General features: G+C 62.2%; 12 protein-coding genes and 2 pseudogenes. 10 read left to right on the top strand and 4 right to left on the bottom strand.

Features of this window, described 5'->3' with window-relative positions; translation table 11 throughout:
* Window positions 1-36 precede the first annotated feature (36 nt).
* The 5 genes and pseudogenes from hppD to D7241_RS00835 all read left to right on the top strand — a co-directional run.
* Window positions 37-1,149 carry a 4-hydroxyphenylpyruvate dioxygenase gene (hppD, locus tag D7241_RS00815; RefSeq protein WP_408099905.1) on the top strand — a complete coding sequence of 371 codons (1,113 nt, stop codon included), beginning with the start codon at window positions 37-39 and terminating at the stop codon, window positions 1,147-1,149.
* Between the two features lie 137 nt (window positions 1,150-1,286).
* On the top strand, window positions 1,287-1,976 hold the full coding sequence (gene maiA, locus D7241_RS00820; RefSeq protein WP_408099906.1) for a maleylacetoacetate isomerase: 690 nt from the start codon (window positions 1,287-1,289) through the stop codon (window positions 1,974-1,976).
* Between the two features lie 83 nt (window positions 1,977-2,059).
* Window positions 2,060-3,520, top strand: coding sequence for a sodium-dependent transporter (locus tag D7241_RS00825; protein WP_255982304.1), 1,461 nt, complete (start codon window positions 2,060-2,062; stop codon window positions 3,518-3,520).
* A gap of 274 nt (window positions 3,521-3,794) precedes the next feature.
* Window positions 3,795-5,683: pseudogene (locus tag D7241_RS00830) on the top strand (methyl-accepting chemotaxis protein).
* A 467-nt stretch (window positions 5,684-6,150) separates the two neighbouring features.
* Window positions 6,151-6,267 (top strand): annotated as a pseudogene (locus tag D7241_RS00835) (type 1 glutamine amidotransferase domain-containing protein); the annotation flags it as partial.
* A gap of 7 nt (window positions 6,268-6,274) precedes the next feature.
* Here the strand turns inward: D7241_RS00835 and D7241_RS00840 are convergent.
* The 4 genes from D7241_RS00840 to phhA all read right to left on the bottom strand — a co-directional run bounded on the left by D7241_RS00840 (window position 6,275) and on the right by phhA (window position 9,954).
* Entirely contained in the window at window positions 6,275-7,096 is an 822-nt protein-coding gene (locus D7241_RS00840) for an EAL domain-containing protein (RefSeq protein WP_408099907.1), read from the bottom strand.
* 318 nt (window positions 7,097-7,414) lie between these two features.
* A complete protein-coding gene (locus D7241_RS00845; RefSeq protein WP_408099908.1) occupies window positions 7,415-8,614 on the bottom strand; it encodes an amino acid aminotransferase in 1,200 nt (399 codons plus the stop codon).
* Window positions 8,611-8,967 (bottom strand): 4a-hydroxytetrahydrobiopterin dehydratase, encoded by a 357-nt coding sequence (locus D7241_RS00850; RefSeq protein ID WP_408099909.1) that lies wholly within the window; start codon window positions 8,965-8,967, stop codon window positions 8,611-8,613. Before D7241_RS00850 ends, D7241_RS00845 begins: the two co-directional genes overlap by 4 nt.
* A 201-nt stretch (window positions 8,968-9,168) precedes the next feature.
* Window positions 9,169-9,954, bottom strand: coding sequence for a phenylalanine 4-monooxygenase (gene phhA, locus D7241_RS00855; protein WP_408099910.1), 786 nt, complete (start codon window positions 9,952-9,954; stop codon window positions 9,169-9,171).
* Between the two features lie 484 nt (window positions 9,955-10,438).
* On the opposite strand from phhA, the gene D7241_RS00860 reads away from it, so the two are divergent.
* From D7241_RS00860 to D7241_RS00880, 5 genes are all read left to right on the top strand, one after another.
* Window positions 10,439-11,413 carry a tripartite tricarboxylate transporter substrate binding protein gene (locus D7241_RS00860; protein ID WP_408099911.1) on the top strand — a complete coding sequence of 325 codons (975 nt, stop codon included), beginning with the start codon at window positions 10,439-10,441 and terminating at the stop codon, window positions 11,411-11,413.
* Between the two features lie 211 nt (window positions 11,414-11,624).
* The gene (locus D7241_RS00865; RefSeq protein ID WP_408099912.1) at window positions 11,625-12,560 is read left to right on the top strand and encodes a LysR substrate-binding domain-containing protein; all 936 of its coding nucleotides are present in this window, start codon (window positions 11,625-11,627) and stop codon (window positions 12,558-12,560) included.
* Window positions 12,561-12,739: 179 nt separating this feature from the next.
* Entirely contained in the window at window positions 12,740-14,194 is a 1,455-nt protein-coding gene (gene tcuA / locus D7241_RS00870; protein ID WP_408099913.1) for an FAD-dependent tricarballylate dehydrogenase TcuA, read from the top strand.
* Window positions 14,181-15,365: a tricarballylate utilization 4Fe-4S protein TcuB gene (gene tcuB / locus D7241_RS00875; RefSeq protein ID WP_408099914.1), complete on the top strand. Its 1,185-nt coding sequence runs from the start codon at window positions 14,181-14,183 to the stop codon at window positions 15,363-15,365. The genes tcuA and tcuB overlap by 14 nt, the downstream gene beginning before the upstream one ends.
* A gap of 97 nt (window positions 15,366-15,462) precedes the next feature.
* Window positions 15,463-16,437 (top strand): D-2-hydroxyacid dehydrogenase family protein, encoded by a 975-nt coding sequence (locus tag D7241_RS00880; RefSeq protein WP_408099915.1) that lies wholly within the window; start codon window positions 15,463-15,465, stop codon window positions 16,435-16,437.
* The last annotated feature ends 124 nt before the right edge of the window (window positions 16,438-16,561 follow it).

Consider the following 16,561-nt stretch of genomic DNA (forward strand, 5'->3'; position numbering starts at 1 on the left):
TACAACGGCTCCGAACAACAAGAACCAGGAGGCGAGATGAACGCCGTGACCAAGATCGAGCAGCACAACCCCATCGGCACTGATGGCTTCGAATTCGTCGAATTTACCGCGCCGAATGCCGAGGGCATCGAACAGCTGCGGCAGTTGTTCAACCAGATGGGTTTCACCGAGACGGCCAAACATCGCTCCAAGGAAGTCTGGCTGTTCCAGCAGAACGACATCAACATCGTGCTCAACGGCAGCCCGAGCGGTCATGTGCATGCTTTCGCTGAAAAGCACGGGCCGAGCGCCTGCGCCATGGCGTTTCGGGTAAAGAATGCCGCCCAAGCTGCCGCCTATGTCGAATCCCAGGGCGCCAAGCTGGTGGGTAGCCACGCCAACTTCGGCGAGCTGAACATTCCTTGCGTCGAAGGCATCGGCGGTTCGCTGCTCTATCTCGTCGATCGCTACGGTGACAAGTCGATCTATGACGTCGACTTCGAATACATCGAAGGCCGCACGCCGAACGACAATGCCGTGGGTCTGACCTGCATCGACCACCTGACCCACAACGTCATGCGCGGGCAGATGGACGTCTGGTCCGGCTTCTACGAGCGTATCGCCAACTTCCGTGAGATTCGCTATTTCGACATCGAGGGCAAGCTCACCGGCTTGTTCTCCCGCGCCATGACGGCGCCTTGCGGCAAGATCCGCATCCCGATCAACGAGTCGGCGGACGACAAGTCGCAGATCGAGGAATTTATCCGCGAGTATCACGGTGAGGGCATCCAGCACATCGCGCTGTCCACCGACGATATCTACGCCACCGTGCGCCAGCTGCGCGCCAACGGCGTGGATTTCATGAGCACCCCAGACACCTACTACGAGAAGGTCGACACCCGTGTCGCGGGCCACGGCGAGCCCACCGAGGTGCTGCGTGAGCTGAACCTGCTGATCGATGGCGCGCCGGGCGTCGATAAACCGGGCGCTGGCAAATCAGGTGACGACGGCATCCTGCTGCAGATTTTCACCAACACGGTGATCGGCCCGATCTTCTTCGAGATCATCCAGCGCAAGGGCAACCAGGGTTTTGGCGAAGGCAACTTCAAGGCCTTGTTCGAATCCATCGAGGAAGATCAGGTTCGCCGTGGCGTGATTGGCGGTGAGTAACGGTCGGAACGCCGAATGTAGGGTGGGCCGGGCGGCGCTCCGCTTTAGCCCACCGATGCGGAAGCGGCAGCCCTGAAATGGTGGGCTGAAGCCCACCCTACTACGCCGTTCGGGCACCCTACTGCTCAGGGATATTCATGGAAAACAGTCAAGCCACAACTACCGATTCGCCAAGCGCAGCGCCTACGCTCAAGCTCTACGGCTACTGGCGCTCCAGCGCCGCTTACCGAGTGCGCATCGCGCTTAACTTGAAAGGACTGGCATTCGAAAACCTGCCTGTGCATTTGGTCAAGGATGGCGGCCAGCAGCATTCAGCCGACTACAAAGCACTCAACCCGCAGGCGCTGGTGCCGCTGTTGATCGATGGCAACGAGCGCATCAGCCAGTCGCTGGCGATTCTCGAATATCTGGACGAAGTGTTCCCGCTCCCGGCCTTGCTGCCCGATGATCCGGCCGATCGTGCACGGGTGCGCTCGCTGGCGTTGCACATCGCCTGTGATCTGCATCCGCTGAACAATCTGCGAGTACTGCAATACCTCAGCGGTACGTTGGGCGTGGACGACGAGGCCAAGAACAGGTGGATCCGCCACTGGATCACCACCGGTCTTACCAGCTTCGAGCAGGGGCTGGCGGCATTCGAAGGCAAGCTGTCACTCGGCGGTCGGCCAGGCTATCTGGAGGCATGTCTGATCCCGCAGGTATACAATGCGCGCCGTTTTGCCTGTGACCTCACTGCGTACCCACGCATTCTCGAGATGGTCGCGCGCTGTGACGATCTGGAGGCGTTTCGCAACGCCGCCCCGGAGGTGCAGCCCGACGCTCAATAAAGGCTATCCGCCTTGCATATTCCGCCGCGCCACGAGCGCGGCGGGTTCGATCCCCGTCACAGATAAAAACAAACAGGTGACGCATGACCCGTGAAAAACCCAAGAACCTCTGGCTCTCCCGCTGGGGCTTCATCCTCGCCGCGACCGGCTCCGCGGTCGGCCTCGGCAATATCTGGAAATTCCCTTACATCACCGGCGAATACGGCGGTGGCGCCTTCGTGCTGATGTATCTGGCGTGCATTCTTGCCATCGGCATTCCGGTGATGATGACCGAGATCGCCATCGGCCGGCGCGGCCGCGGCAGCCCCATCGACGCCATCGGCCGGGTAGTGCGTGAGAACAACGGCAACCCGTTATGGAAAGCAGTGGGCGGCATGGCCATGCTGGCGGGATTCATGATCCTCTGCTTCTACGTGGTCGTCGCAGGCTGGGCCTTCGCCTATACCTGGAAAATGCTCGACGGCTCACTGGCGGCGCCAAGTGTCGAGGCGCTTGGGCAAGTCTTCGAAGCGCACAACGCCAACCCTTGGGCGCTCGGTGGCTGGAGCGTGCTGGTGGCGCTGCTGACGCTGTGGATCGTTGGCAAGGGCGTACAAGCCGGCGTGGAGCGGGCCTTCCGCTGGATGATGCCGGGGCTGGCGCTGATGCTGATCGTGCTGGTGGGCTATTCCTTTACCAACGGCAGCTTTTCCGAAGGTTTCGCCTTCCTGTTCAGTTTCGATAGCAGCAAGCTGACCGGCGAGGCGCTGTTGGCGGCCCTCGGCCACGCGTTCTTTACGCTCAGCCTGGCCTCCGGGGCGATTCTCACCTACGGCTCCTATATCCCCGATGGCCAATCCATTGCCCGTACCACCTTCATCGTCGCCATCGCCGACACCTGTGTGGCGCTGCTGGCGGGCCTGGCGATCTTCCCGGTGATCTTCGCCAACGGCATGGACCCCAGCGCCGGACCAGGGCTGATCTTCATGAGCCTGCCGCTGGCCTTCCAGCAGATGCCGTTCGGCACGGTGTTCGGCGTCTTGTTCTTCGCCATGGTTTCGGTGGCTGCGCTGACGTCGGCGATCTCGATGATCGAGGCGGTGGTGGCCTACCTCAACGAGAAATACGGCATCCGTCGCAGCCGCGCAGCGCTCGGGTCGGGCTCGCTGCTGCTGGTGATCAGTCTGCTGGCGATGCTTTCGTTCAACGTCGGCGCAGACTGGAAGCTGTTCGGCATGACCCTGTTCGACGGTCTGGACTACATCACCTCACGCTGGATGATGCCGCTGGGCGGAATCTTCATGGTGATACTGGCCGGCTACTGTTTGCGCGGCGACATCATGCGCGACGAGCTGAACTTGCCACCGCTGGGCTATGCGCTCTGGCTGTTCATGGTGCGCTACGTCAGCCCGGTGATGATCCTGATGGTATTCCTGCATGCCCTCGGCTGGTTGGGCTTCGACCCGCTGGTACGCTGGTACTGGATTGCGGGTGCCGTGGGCGTTCTGACCATCCTCGGTGAGGGTCTGCGCCCGCGTGTGTTGCCAGTGCTGGCTGGGCGCTAATTCCCAACATCTAAATACAGCAACAGAACGGCGCGCTGGTAACAGGCGTGCCGTTTTTTTTCGGTGGATGAGTGGTCGTTTCGAAATGCCATACCGTTCATCGGTATGCGTCGTGATATCGGCCGAAACGCCCGGCTGACGGGCGCTTGCGGCTATTCCGAGCGGATTGCTGGGTTAAAGATCCGGCCGCCGAGGCCGACAAATCGGCTAATGCTAGGACGCTTAGTCAGGAAAGGGATTGCCGATTCGATCCAGATCAACCCGGACTCGCGCCATGCCTAGTCATCTCAAATTCAGCCACAAGATCCTGCTGGCCGCCTCACTCGTGGTGATCGCGACCTTCGCCCTGTTCACGCTTTACAACGATTACCTGCAGCGCAACGCCATCCAGGCCAAGCTGGAAAGCTACCTGGACGAGATGGGCGAAGTTACGGCGCACAACATTCAAAACTGGCTTTCAGGGCGCCTCGTGTTGCTGGAAACACGGCGCAGACCATCGCTCGCGACAGTTCAGGCCAGGCGGTCGAGGCCCTGGTGCAGCAGCCGGCGCTCAGTTCCACCTTCGCCTTTACCTACCTCGGCCGCAGCGATGGCGAGTTCATCGTCCATCCGCGCTTCGAACTACCGCAAGGCTACGATCCGCGCCAGCGTCCCTGGTACAAGGATGCAATCAACGCAGGCAAGACCACCCTGACCGAGCCCTATCAGGATGCGGCGACCAACGAATTGATCATCACCGCCGCAACCCCGGCCAAGGCCGGCAGCCAGAACCTGGGCGTTGTGGGTGGCGACCTCAGCCTGAAGGTGCTTGTCGACATCATCAACGCACTGAATTTCGATGGCATGGGCTATGCGTTCCTGGTCAGCGGCGACGGTAAGGTGCTGGTTCACCCCGACAAGACCAAGGTGATGAAGACGCTGGCTGAGCTCTATCCGAAGAACACGCCTTCGCTGACCAGTGGCTTTAGCGAGGCGGAGCTGGATGGCCAGGAGCGCATCCTCAGCTTCAGCCCGGTTCCCGGCCTGCCGTCGGTGACCTGGTACGTCGGCATCTCGGTGGATAAGGAAAAGGCCTATGCGGCGCTGTCCAGCTTCCGTACCTCTGCCTTCGTGGCGGCCGTGATTGCGGTGCTGTTCATCATGATGCTGCTGGGCATGCTGATTCGCGTGCTGATGCGTCCGCTGACCGATATGGGCAGGGCCATGGCCAACATCGCCGAAGGGGAGGGTGATCTGACTCGCCGTCTTACCGTGCAATCGCAGGACGAGTTCGGTGAGCTGGCGATGGCTTTCAACCGCTTCGTCGAGCGAATTCACGGCTCGATTCGGGAAGTGTCGTCGGCCACCGAGCAGGTCAACGAGGTCGCGCAGCGCGTGCTGACCGCGTCCAACTCGTCGATGCTCAACTCCGACGAGCAGGCCAGCCGCACCAACAGCGTCGCCGCGGCGATCAACCAGCTCGGCGCCGCCGCGCAGGAAATCGCCCGCAATGCCGCCGATGCCTCGCAGCAAGCCAGTGGCGCCAGCCATCAGGCCGAAGACGGGCGCAAGGTGGTCGAGCAGAATATCGAGGCGATGAAGCAGCTATCGAACAACATCAGTGCATCCTGCACTCAGATCGAGGCGCTCAACAGCCAGACCGTTGGCATCGGGCAGATCCTCGATGTGATCAAGGGCATTTCCGAGCAGACCAACCTGCTGGCGCTCAACGCCGCCATCGAAGCGGCACGTGCCGGGGAAGCCGGGCGTGGCTTCGCGGTAGTGGCTGACGAGGTGCGCAGTTTGGCCCACCGCACCCAGACTTCGGCGCAAGAAATCCACGGCATGATCGAGAAGCTGCAGGTTGGCGCACGTGATTCGGTGTCCACCATGACCGAGAGCCAGCGTCAGAGCGAGGCCAGCGTGGGCATCGCCAACAAGGCCGGCGAGCGTCTGGGCAGCGTGACCCAGAGCATCGGCGAGATCGATGCGATGAACCAGTCGGTGGCTACCGCTACCGAGGAACAGACCTCGGTGATCGAGTCGCTGAACATGGACATCACCGAGATCAACACCCTCAACCAGGAAGGCGTGGAGAACCTGCAGTCGACCCTGCGTGCTTGTGGCGATCTGGAGCAACAGGCTGCGAGGCTGAAGCAGCTGGTGGGTAGCTTTCGGATCTGATCGGAAGTTTGATGGTAAGGGCGCTTCGGCGCCCTTTTTCATCTTGCCGAGTCGCATCGCATTCCGGCCTTTCGTAGGAGCGAGGGGGACGCCGAGTCGTTGGTCGAGAAGCTTGTGGGCTTTGCGTTCGCTGTGGTCGCCTTTGGCAAGCGGGCTGGCGCATTGGTTTGGCCCTGCTGGGCGAGTCCGTTTTGGCAGTCGCACGGATGGCCGCCCCGCCCAAAAGGAACCAAAAAGTCTTGCTCCTGCAGATGGCCTGTGCAACGAAGTTGTCGCACGGCGATACGTAGGGTGGGCTTTAGCCCACAGAATCCGGAGCCTCGCCGCCGGTGGGCTGAAGCCCACCCTACGGGTGCGGCACCTTCACGTCGTCTCGGCTCCGGTCCGTATGGGGCAAAGTATGGTCGAGATAAACCAAGGGCCCGCCAATCGCCGGGTCGCCAACCCACAGGAGGCCCCATGAAGGCAAGGGACCGGACTGGTCTTCCTACGTGCTGGTCGACGGTTTGCTGATTACCGGGCAGAACCCGGCGTCTTCGGAAGAGGCCGCACGTGAGCTGCTCAAGCTGTTGAAGGCGGGTTGAGCGTCGCTCAGCTTGGTAGCCCGCGCGGCCAGGTCAGTAGGTCCGCCTGGCCGCAGGATTCGAACAACGGCTTGCTGAATAGATAACCCTGCATCAGGTTGATGCCCAGATCGTACAGAGCGCTGCATTCATCAAGGGTTTCCACGCCTTCGCCGATAACGGAGATATTCAGTTCCTGGCACATCCGCACCGTGGCGCGAACGATGGCCTGGCGGGCACGGCTCTGATCGATGCCGCGGATAAGATCCATGTCCAGCTTGATGATGTCCGGCTGGAAATCGGCGAGCAGATTCAGCCCGGCGAAGCCTGCGCCGAAATCGTCGATAGCGGTCAAGAAACCAATGCGTTGGTATTCGCTCAGGACTTCGGCGAGCCACTTGGCATCGCTGATGCGCTCGCCCTCGACGGTTTCGAAGATGATTCGTTCTACCGGAAAGTCATGCACGCGCGCCGCTTCAAGTGTCGAGCGAATGCATAGCTCGGGACGGTAGATGGCGTTGGGCATGAAGTTGATCGACAACCTGGAACGCATGTCGAGCTTGGCCGCGGTTTTGATCGCCTTGACGCGACAGGCTTGGTCGAAGCGGAAACGATTGTCCTCCGTCACTTGCGACAGCACGTTGGGCGCTGGTTCGCCGTTGACTCCTCGGACTAGAGCTTCATGAGCGAAGATGTCGCGTGCCTGCAGGTCGACGATCGGCTGATAGGCGTAGCTGAAGCGAAAGCCGAGGCGCTCGCCGCTGGCGCAGCTGGGGCAACTGCCGTGCTCCTCGGCGGAATGGCAGGAATAGGAAGCGGGAGCAGGATTACTGGCGTCACGTTGAATCATTGGCGCGCTCGTTGTCGGACATGTTTGGACGTTAGCGGCCGCAGTTCTCGGCGCTGGACCCCGTCTGTCGTCGCCGGGGTCGCATAGCGGCTGCGTTGCGGTTAGCTGAGCCACCATGTTAGTGCAGATCAATGCGCCATGATGGCCAATTGATACGACACACGGTCTCTGTCCAGGTTCCGTGCGGTCGACCCGGCTTTTGATTAGCGCTGGCGGAGGGTTTTTCGATCGATTCGGTAAGGGCATTCCGATCGTGCCCACGGCGGAGCGTGGGTACGTCAGGCAGCATGTAGTTGCGGATGTAGCTTCCAGCCCGTCTCAGTTCTGCACGACCCGCGCAATCGCTTCGGCGAGTTGGGCCAGCCGCTCGGCATCCAACCCGGCAATATTGGCGCGTCCGCTTTCGACCAGATAAACCGAATCCTCGCGACGCAGGCGCAGCACTTGTTCGGCCGTCAGGCCGGTATAGGAAAACATTCCGCGCTGCCGGGCGATATGTGCGAAGCGCTCGGCCAGGCCGTATGACGCGAGTGCTTCCACCAAACCCTGACGCAGACCGGCGATGCGCTCGCGTTTGGCGGCGACTTCCTGCTGCCAGAGCTGGCGCAGCTCGCTATTGGCCAGAATCGTCGCCACCACCGCGGCGCCATGAGACGGTGGGGTCGACCAGAGATTGCGCGCCACCGAGGCGAACTGGCTGCGCACGTCGATCAGCGAATCGCCGTTGGCGGTGACCGCGATCAGCGCGCCGGTACGTTCGCGATACAGGCCGAAATTCTTCGAGCAGGAGCTGGTGATCAGCACCTCTGGCAAGGCTTCGACAAAAAGCCGCACGGCCCAGGCATCTTCGTTCAGCCCATCGCCGAAACCCTGATAGGCGAAGTCGAACAGCGGCAACAGCTCACGGCTACGGACGATCTCCAGCACCTGACGCCAGTCGGCCTGGCTCAGGTCGTAGCCGGTGGGGTTGTGGCAGCAAGCGTGCAGCAGCACCACATCGCCGCAGGGAATCCGCTCCAGTGCGGCGAGCATGGCTGGCACGTCGAGCTGGTTCTGCGCGTTTACATAGGGATAGTGCTCGACCTTTAGCCGGGCCGCGGCGAACAAGGTTTCGTGGATTGGCCAGGTCGGGTCGCTGAGCCAGAGGCTGCGGCCCGGCAGGCATTTGGCGATGAAGTCGCCCGCCAACCGCAGCGCGCCGGTGCCGCCGGGGGTCTGGGTGCAGCCGGCGCGGTTTTCGATCAGCGCGGGTGATGCTTCGCCGAGAACCAGGCGCAGAAGCTGCTCGCCGAACAACGGATCGCCATGTCCGCCGATATAGCTCTTGGTCTGCTCGCTGTCGATCAGCCGTTGCTCGGCCAGCTTCACGGCTTTGGGAATCGGCGTCAGGCCCAGAGCGTCCTTGTAGACGCCGACGCCAAGGTCGAGCTTGGCCGGGTTCGGGTCGGCGCGATAGGCATCGAGCAGACCGAGAATCGGGTCGCCGGGGACCCGCACCACTTCACCGAAATGCTTCACTTGCGGCCCTCGGCGGTTTTTGCCACCTCGTCGGTACGCGCGGCCATGATGAAGTCGTTGCGATGCAGGCCTTTGATCGAATGGCTCCACCAGGTCACGGTGACCTTGCCCCACTCGGTGAGCAGGCCAGGGTGATGCCCCTCGGCTTCGGCGATCTCGCCGACGGCATTAGTAAAGGCCAACGCGTGGCGGAAATTCTTGAACAGGAACACCTTCTCCAGCTCCATGTGGCCGTCGCGGGTTTCGATGTTCCAGTCGGGGATCTGCTTGATCAGCTCGGCCAGTTCGTCATCGGAAACCTTGGGCGCATCGGCGCGGCAGGCTTCGCAGTGGGCTTGGGTGAGGTTGGTCATGGGTTGGTCCTTGTGGTGAGGGGCATCAGAATTAAGCAGCGTAGGGTGGACAACGCCGGAGGCTTGTCCACGCGTCGGGTTCGGTCCGCCACGTTGTGGGGAGGCCTCGTCGTGGTCGGTGGATGAGCCTTCGGCGTCATCCACCCTACGGATTGGTGGCGGTCGAACCGGCGCGTGGAAAATGCTTCGCAGTTTTCCACCCTACGCCGCTTTCGGCGGAAACTTCGGCTGGTGCAGGCCTCGCTGCATGGCGGTGCGCACGTGTTCCATGATGTCTTCATGGGCAACCTCGAACAGGCGCTTGAGCTCGGGGAGTACGAAGTACACCGGCTGCAAGATGTCGATACGGTACGGCGTGCGCATCGCCTCGACCACATCGAAGCGCTGGTGCTCGGGTTCGTCGGACAGGCTATAGAGCGTCTCCTTCGGTGAGGAAAGAATGCCGCCGCCGTAGATGCGCCGGCCTGCCGGGGTATCGACCAGGCCGAATTCGATGGTCATCCAGTACAGGCGCGCCAGATAGACGCGTTCTTCCTTGCTGGCCTTGAGGCCGAGCTGGCCGTAGGTGTGGGTGAATTCGGCGAACCAAGGGTTGGTCAGTAGCGGGCAGTGACCGAATATCTCGTGAAAAATGTCCGGTTCCTGCAGATAGTCCAGCTCTTCCGGGGTGCGGATGAAGGTAGCGACCGGAAAGCGTTTGCTCGCCAGCAGCTCGAAGAATGTCTGGAACGGGATCAGCGCCGGCACTCGCGCCACCTGCCAGCCGGTCGTCGCTTCGAGTACACGGTTGATTTCATGCAACTGCGGAATGCGATCGCGGGGCAGGGCGAGCTGTTCGACCCCGTCCAGATATTCCTGGCAGGCGCGGCCGTCGAGAAGCTTCAGCTGGCGTTCGATCAGGGTCTGCCAGACGGCGTGTTCAGCGTCCGGGTAATGGATGTGACCTTGCGCGTCCGGTTCGCGAGCGACGTATTGCGTGGTTTTCATCTGACCTCCTGAGCGGGTGGCCGCCTGAGCTTTGTTGTTATGGATACCTCATTCAACCGCCGTTGCATGCGGGTGAGGGCGCTGAGTCGGCGCCTTCAAGCCGCTCAAACGCTGTAATTTGTAAAGATATATTTACGATTCGTTTGAAATACGAAGATCGGCCTTTTCACTATCTTCTTTCCGTAAAATATTCGTTCCAATAATTTTGTGCTGAGATCATTTGCATGGCACCGTCTAGCGTTGGCCCAGCGTGGAGGGAGCCGTAACGCCGGAGCATCTTTAGCAAAACTGAAGACCCCATGCGCGATGCGGGCTTTCGGCTGTGGGCACATAAACCTACCGTTCTTCTGCCAGGACCGGCCCGGTCAACCGGGTTCGCCCGTTGGCTTCGTTCTCTCCAAAAAATGCGCAGTTTCATTTGGCTGTTTACGGCTCCGGTCCCCGTAACACGCCTGATCACAATAAGACTCCACAGGAGAACCCCATGAAAAACATTGTCGGCCGGCTTGCGCTGGTCACCTCCAGCCTGTTGATCTGTACCCAACTATGGGCTGAGCCGAAGCGGCCCGAATGCCTGGCTCCGGCCAAGCCCGGCGGCGGTTTCGACATAACCTGCAAGCTGGCCCAAGGCGGTCTGCATGAAGCCGGGCTGCTCGAGGCACCAATGCGGGTGACGTATATGCCGGGCGGCATCGGTGCGGTGGCGTACAACGCGGTAGTCGCGCAACGGCCGGATGAACCCGGGACGCTTACGGCCTGGTCGAGTGGTTCTTTGCTCAACCTCGCCCAAGGCAAATTCGGGCGTTATGACGAAAAAGCAGTCAGGTGGCTGGCGGCGATCGGCACCGACTACGGCGCGGTCACGGTGCGCGAAGATTCGCCGCTCGAAGATTTCGACGACCTGATAGAGGCGCTTCGCAAGGACCCGGCCGCCCAGGTGATCGGTGCGGGCGGGACGATCGGCAGCCAGGATTGGATGCAAGCGGCGATGGTCGCGCGCGCAGCCGGAGTCAACCCGAAGCAGCTTCGCTATGTCGCCTTCGAGGGCGGCGGTGAGCCGATGACCGCTCTGCTGGGTGGTCATGTTCAGGTCGTCACTAGCGGCATTGGCGAGGCGACTGCCCAGTTAGCCGCTGGCAAGGTTCGGGTTCTCGCGGTCCTGTCCGATGAGCGCCTGCCTGGCGACCTTGCCAGTATTCCCACCGCCAAGGAGCAGGGGTTCGATGTCACCTGGCCTATCGCTCGCGGCTTCTATGTCGGCCCGAAGGTAAGCGACGAGGACTACGACTGGTGGAAGCAGCGATTCGATACGCTTTTGGCTAGCGAAGGCTTTGCCAAGTTGCGCGAGCAGCGCGACCTGTTGCCGCTGTCGATCACCGGGGACGAGCTGCAGGCATACGTGTACAAGCAGGTCGAGCAGTACAAGGCGCTCGCCGACGAGTTCGGACTGGTGCGGTAAGCAGCTGTACGCCTTTGGCGTCTGCTGACTAGCTGTCGAACCGGCCCGCCCCGTGCGGGCCGTTTTTTGTTCCAGGCAGGGTTGGCTGGCAATCGCAGGTTGGTTGCTGTGGCCCGCTCCCTTAGTCTGCGCCAAAACAGATTCGCCGAAGCGGCGATAGAACCGGGCTGTCTCGGCTGAGCGGCCCGCTTTTCATAAGGAAGGCGCAGTCATGGAACTGAGGCAGTTACGCTACTTCTTAACCGCCGTTGAGCATAAAAGCCTGGGCCGTGCGGCGCTCGAGCTGGGTATCGGCACTTCGGCTCTGAGCCAGCAGATCAGCAAGCTGGAAAGCGAACTGTGTACCCGCCTATTGAGCCGGACCAGCACCGGCGTGGTGCTCACCAGCGCCGGCATCGCGTTCGAACACCACGCTCGGCTGACCTTGCGGCAAGCGGAAAATGCGGTGCAGGCAGCGCAACGCGAGCGAATGAGTGGCTATGTGAGTGTCGGCCTGCCACCGACCACGGCTTCGGTGCTGGCCTTGCCTTTGATCGACGCGATGCGTGAGCGCTACCCGGACATTCAGCTGCATCTGGTGGAAATGCTTTCCGGCTACCTGGCTAACCAGCTCAACGCGCGACAGCTCGATCTGGCCGTGCTGTTTCAGGCCGACACCGGCAAACGCTGGCATGTCCGGCCGCTGCTGGATGAACGGCTCTTCGTCATCACCTCGCCGCGGCTCGCGGGTGCGCCGGTGGGTGAGACCGTACGACTAAGCGAGCTGGGCCAGCTGCCGCTGGTACTTCCCAGCCAGCAGCACGGCCTGCGCACGACCCTGATGGCGACGTTCGAGCGTTCGGGCATCGAGCCGAACATCGTCATGGAAATCGATGGTCTGGCGCTGTTGATGCAGACCGTTCGCGGAGGCTACGCCGCCACGATTCAGCCCGGCGCGGCTGCCGCGCGCTCGGGAGAATCCGGCCTGTCCGTGGTGCAGATCGAAGATGCGCATGTCACGCGGCGCAACCTGCTGGTGACCTTGTCCGAGGATGAGCTGTCGCCCGCCGCTCTGGCTGCCAGAGTGGTCATCGTCGACGTGGCTCGCGAACTGGTCCGGCAAGGGAAATGGCCGGGCGCCAGCCTGTACGAGCCACCAGAAGCCTGACGGCGGCCTCGCTCGGAACTGGTCGTGAAATTCCGAGAGATTCAGGCAGACATCGCCCTTTAGTAAAACTAAACACCCTATGCCGACGGCCTCCTTTCGGCCCGCTGGCCCGGCTTCTAAAGTCGCCCCGAATATGAGGGGGCGCGGCGTCAGGCCTCCTCGGTAGTGAGGAGATGGCGATGTTCGATGTTCTAGTAATCGGCGGGGGCAATGCCGCCCTGTGCGCCGCCCTGATGGCCCGAGAGGCCGGCGCCAGCGTATTGCTGCTGGAGGGCTCGCCCCGCGAGTGGCGCGGAGGCAATTCACAGCACACCCGCAACCTGCGCTGCATGCACGACGAGCCCCAGGATGTGCTGGTCGAGGCCTATCCAGAGGAAGAGTACTGGCAGGATCTGCTCCGGGTTACCGGCGGCATCACTGATGAAAAGCTTGCGCGCATCGCGATCCGCGCTTCGTCCTCGTGCCGGGGCTGGATGCGCCGCCATGGCGTGCATTTTCAGCCGCCGCTTTCCGGTGCCTTGCATGTGGCCAGGACCAATGCCTTCTTCATGGGCGGCGGCAAGGCCTTGGTCAACGCCTACTACCGCAGCGCCGAGGCGCTCGGTGTACAGATTCGCTATGACACGCTGATCGATTCCATCGAGCTGGAAGAGGGTCGCTTCGTTGCTGCGCACGTACCTGCGCGCGAAGTTGGTGGCCGCGGTCTTCCGGCCGAGCGGATCGAGGCGCGGGCCTGCGTGCTCGCGGCGGGCGGCTTCGAGTCGAATCGCGAATGGCTCCGCGAGGCCTGGGGGCAGAACGAGCGCGGCGAATGGCCGGCCGACAACTTTCTGATCCGCGGCACGCGCTTCAACAACGGCGTGCTGTTGCGCAGCATGATCGAGGCGGGCGCCGACGTGATCGGCGATCCGACCCAGGCCCACATGGTCGCCATCGATGCGCGCGCACCGCTTTATGACGGCGGCATCTGCACCCGGATCGATTGCGTGTCGCTTGGCGTGGTGCTCAATCGCGACGGGCGGCGCTTCTATGACGAAGGCGAGGATTTCTGGCCTAAACGCTACGCCATCTGGGGGCGTCTGGTGGCGCAGCAGCCGGGGCAAGTCGCCTATTCGATCATCGACCAGAAGGCGATTGGCCGCTTCATGCCGCCGGTGTTCCCTGGCACCACGGCGAACAGCCTGACGGAACTGGCCCGCAAACTCGGGCTGCCGGAGGACGCCTTCGTGGAAACCGTCGAAGCCTATAACCGCGCCTGTAAAGTCGGTCGCTTCGATCACACCCGTCTGGACGATTGCCATACCCAGGGGGTCAACCCCGCCAAGACTCACTGGGCTCGCCCCATCGATACGCCGCCGTTCTATGGCTATCCCCTGAAGCCGGGCGTCACCTTCACCTACCTCGGCCTCAAGACCAATGAACACGCTGCGGTGCACTTCGCTGGCGCGCCTAGCCCGAACCTTTTCGTCGCTGGCGAGATGATGGCCGGCAATGTGCTCGGCCAGGGCTACACGGCTGGCGTCGGAATGAGCATCGGCACCGCATTCGGCCGCATCGCCGGCACCCAGGCCGCCGCCGCGACCGGCCACCACATCTCTGCACCGAGCGAAGGAAAACAACATGCAATTGCGTGAACCGATCGTGCTGGAAGCGAGCCCCGCAACGGCCGAGGGCTATGAGTTGATTCCGGTGCTGAGCGCCGAGGAAGCGGAAGTCGACCGGCAGATGCACATCTGCAACGCCTGTCGTTATTGCGAAGGCTTTTGTGCGGTATTCCCGGCGATGACGCGCCGGCTGGACTTCGCCAAGGCGGACATCCATTACCTGGCGAACCTCTGCCATAACTGCGGCGCCTGCCTGCACGCCTGCCAGTACGCGGCGCCCCACGAGTTCGCGGTCAACATCCCCCAGGCGATGGCCAAGGTGCGGGTGGATACCTATTCCGATTACGCCTGGCCGGCTGCCTTCGGAACGCTGTATCGGCGCAACGGGCTGACCATGGCGCTGGCCTCGGCGGGCGGCCTGGCGTTGTTCCTGCTGCTGGCGCTGCTGATCAACGGCACCCTGTTTCCCGGGCGGTTGGCAGGAGATTTCTATGCGGTGTTCCCGCATAACACCCTGGCGCTGATGTTCGGTGCGGCCTTTGGCTTTGCCGTGCTGGCGCTGGCAGTCGGCGTGCGGCGTTTCTGGAAGGGCATCTCGCCGGGCGACGCCGAGGCGGTCGCCACGGGGGCGGCGGCGCTGGAGGCTTCAGGCGCTGTGCTCAAATTGAAGTATCTGGACGGTGGCCACGGCAAAGGCTGCAACAACGAGAGCGACCGCTTCACCTTGTGGCGGCGGCGCTTTCATCACCTGACCTTCTACGGATTCATGCTGTGCTTTGCCGCCACCGGCGTTGCCACGCTCTACCACTACCTGCTCGGCGCGGAGGCGCCGTATCCGGTATTCAGTCTGCCCGTATTGCTGGGCATTGTCGGTGGCCTCGGTCTGATCGTCGGCCCGGTGGGCCTGCTGGTTCTCGGCTACCAGCGTGACCCGGCCCAGGGCGACGTTGCGCAGCGCCCCATGGATCGAGGTTTCATTGCCTTGCTGCTGCTGATCAGCCTGACCGGTTTCGGCTTGCTGATCGGCCGCGATACCGGGGCGATGGCGGTTCTACTGGCGGTGCATCTCGGCGTGGTGATGGCTTTCTTCCTGACCATGCCCTACGGCAAGTTCGCCCATGGCATCTTCCGCAGCGCGGCGCTGCTAAAGTACGCCATCGAAAAGCGTCAGCCTGACAGGATCAAGCTCGGCAGCGAATGAAGCTGCTGCTCGGTCGGCGGCTGCGGGTTGGCGTGCGGTCTGAATATTTGGCACACGCCAGCTCGACGATCGGGCTGGCGGCACTGGAGAACACGTCATGCACATCGTCATTCCCGACGACTATCAGAATGTCATCCGTTCGCTGGACTGCTTCGACCGGCTCGACGGCCATCAGGTGACGGTTTATCACGAGGCGGAACAGGATCCGAATATTCTCGCCGAACGCTTCGCAGACGCCGATGCCCTGGTGTTGACGCGCGAACGTACGGTCATCGACGAGGCGCTGCTGGCGCGGCTCCCCCGGCTCAAGCTGATCAGCCAGACCGGCAAGGTTTCCGCGCATCTCGACCTCGCCGCCTGTACGCGTCATGGCGTGGCAGTCGTGGAAGGGCGGGGCTCTCCCATCGCACCGGCCGAACTCACCTGGACGCTGATGCTCATGGCGCGGCGCGCGCTCTTTCCGGCGATGCAGGCGTTGTATGCGGGGCAGTGGCAGATCAATCTGGGCGAGCGACTCTGCGGCCAGACGCTGGGCATCTGGGGTTACGGCAAGATTGGCCAGCGGCTGGCCCGTTACGCCCAGGCCTTCGAGATGCCGGTTATGGTCTGGGGCAGCGAGGCATCGCGCGAAGCCGCCAGGCGCGATGGCCATCAGGCGGCTACCAGCCGGCAAGCCTTCTTCAGCGAAGTCGATGTGCTCAGCCTCAATCTGCGCCTGTCGGACAGCACGATGCACATCGTCACCGGCGAAGACCTGACGTTGATGAAACCCACGTCGCTACTGGTCAATACCAGTCGCGCGCAACTGATCGCACCCGGCGCGCTGCTCGACGGATTGAACCAGGGGCGACCGGGGTTCGCGGCGCTCGATGTCTTCGAGGACGAGCCGCTGACCGACCCGCAGGACCCATTGCTACAGCATCCCAAAGTGCTCTGCACGCCTCATCTGGGTTATGTGGAGCGGCAAGGTTACGAGCTGTATTTCGGCGATGCCTTCGCCAATGTGCGGGCTTTCTTTGCTGGCGAGCCTTGCGAGCTGGCCAATCCCGAGGTTGTGCCACGCAAGGCCTGATCTACTGAAACGCAAGCCAGCCAGGAGACCGCTTGCGGTGCGCGTGGAGTGTCAAATAATCTTGACGCTTATCATGGCGTGGCGCAGAGGTTGGCGCGGCCAAACCCCACGCCATAAGGCATTT

Source organism: Stutzerimonas sp. VN223-3, assembly GCF_045999685.1.
In the GTDB taxonomy this organism is placed as follows: domain Bacteria; phylum Pseudomonadota; class Gammaproteobacteria; order Pseudomonadales; family Pseudomonadaceae; genus Stutzerimonas; species Stutzerimonas stutzeri_AR.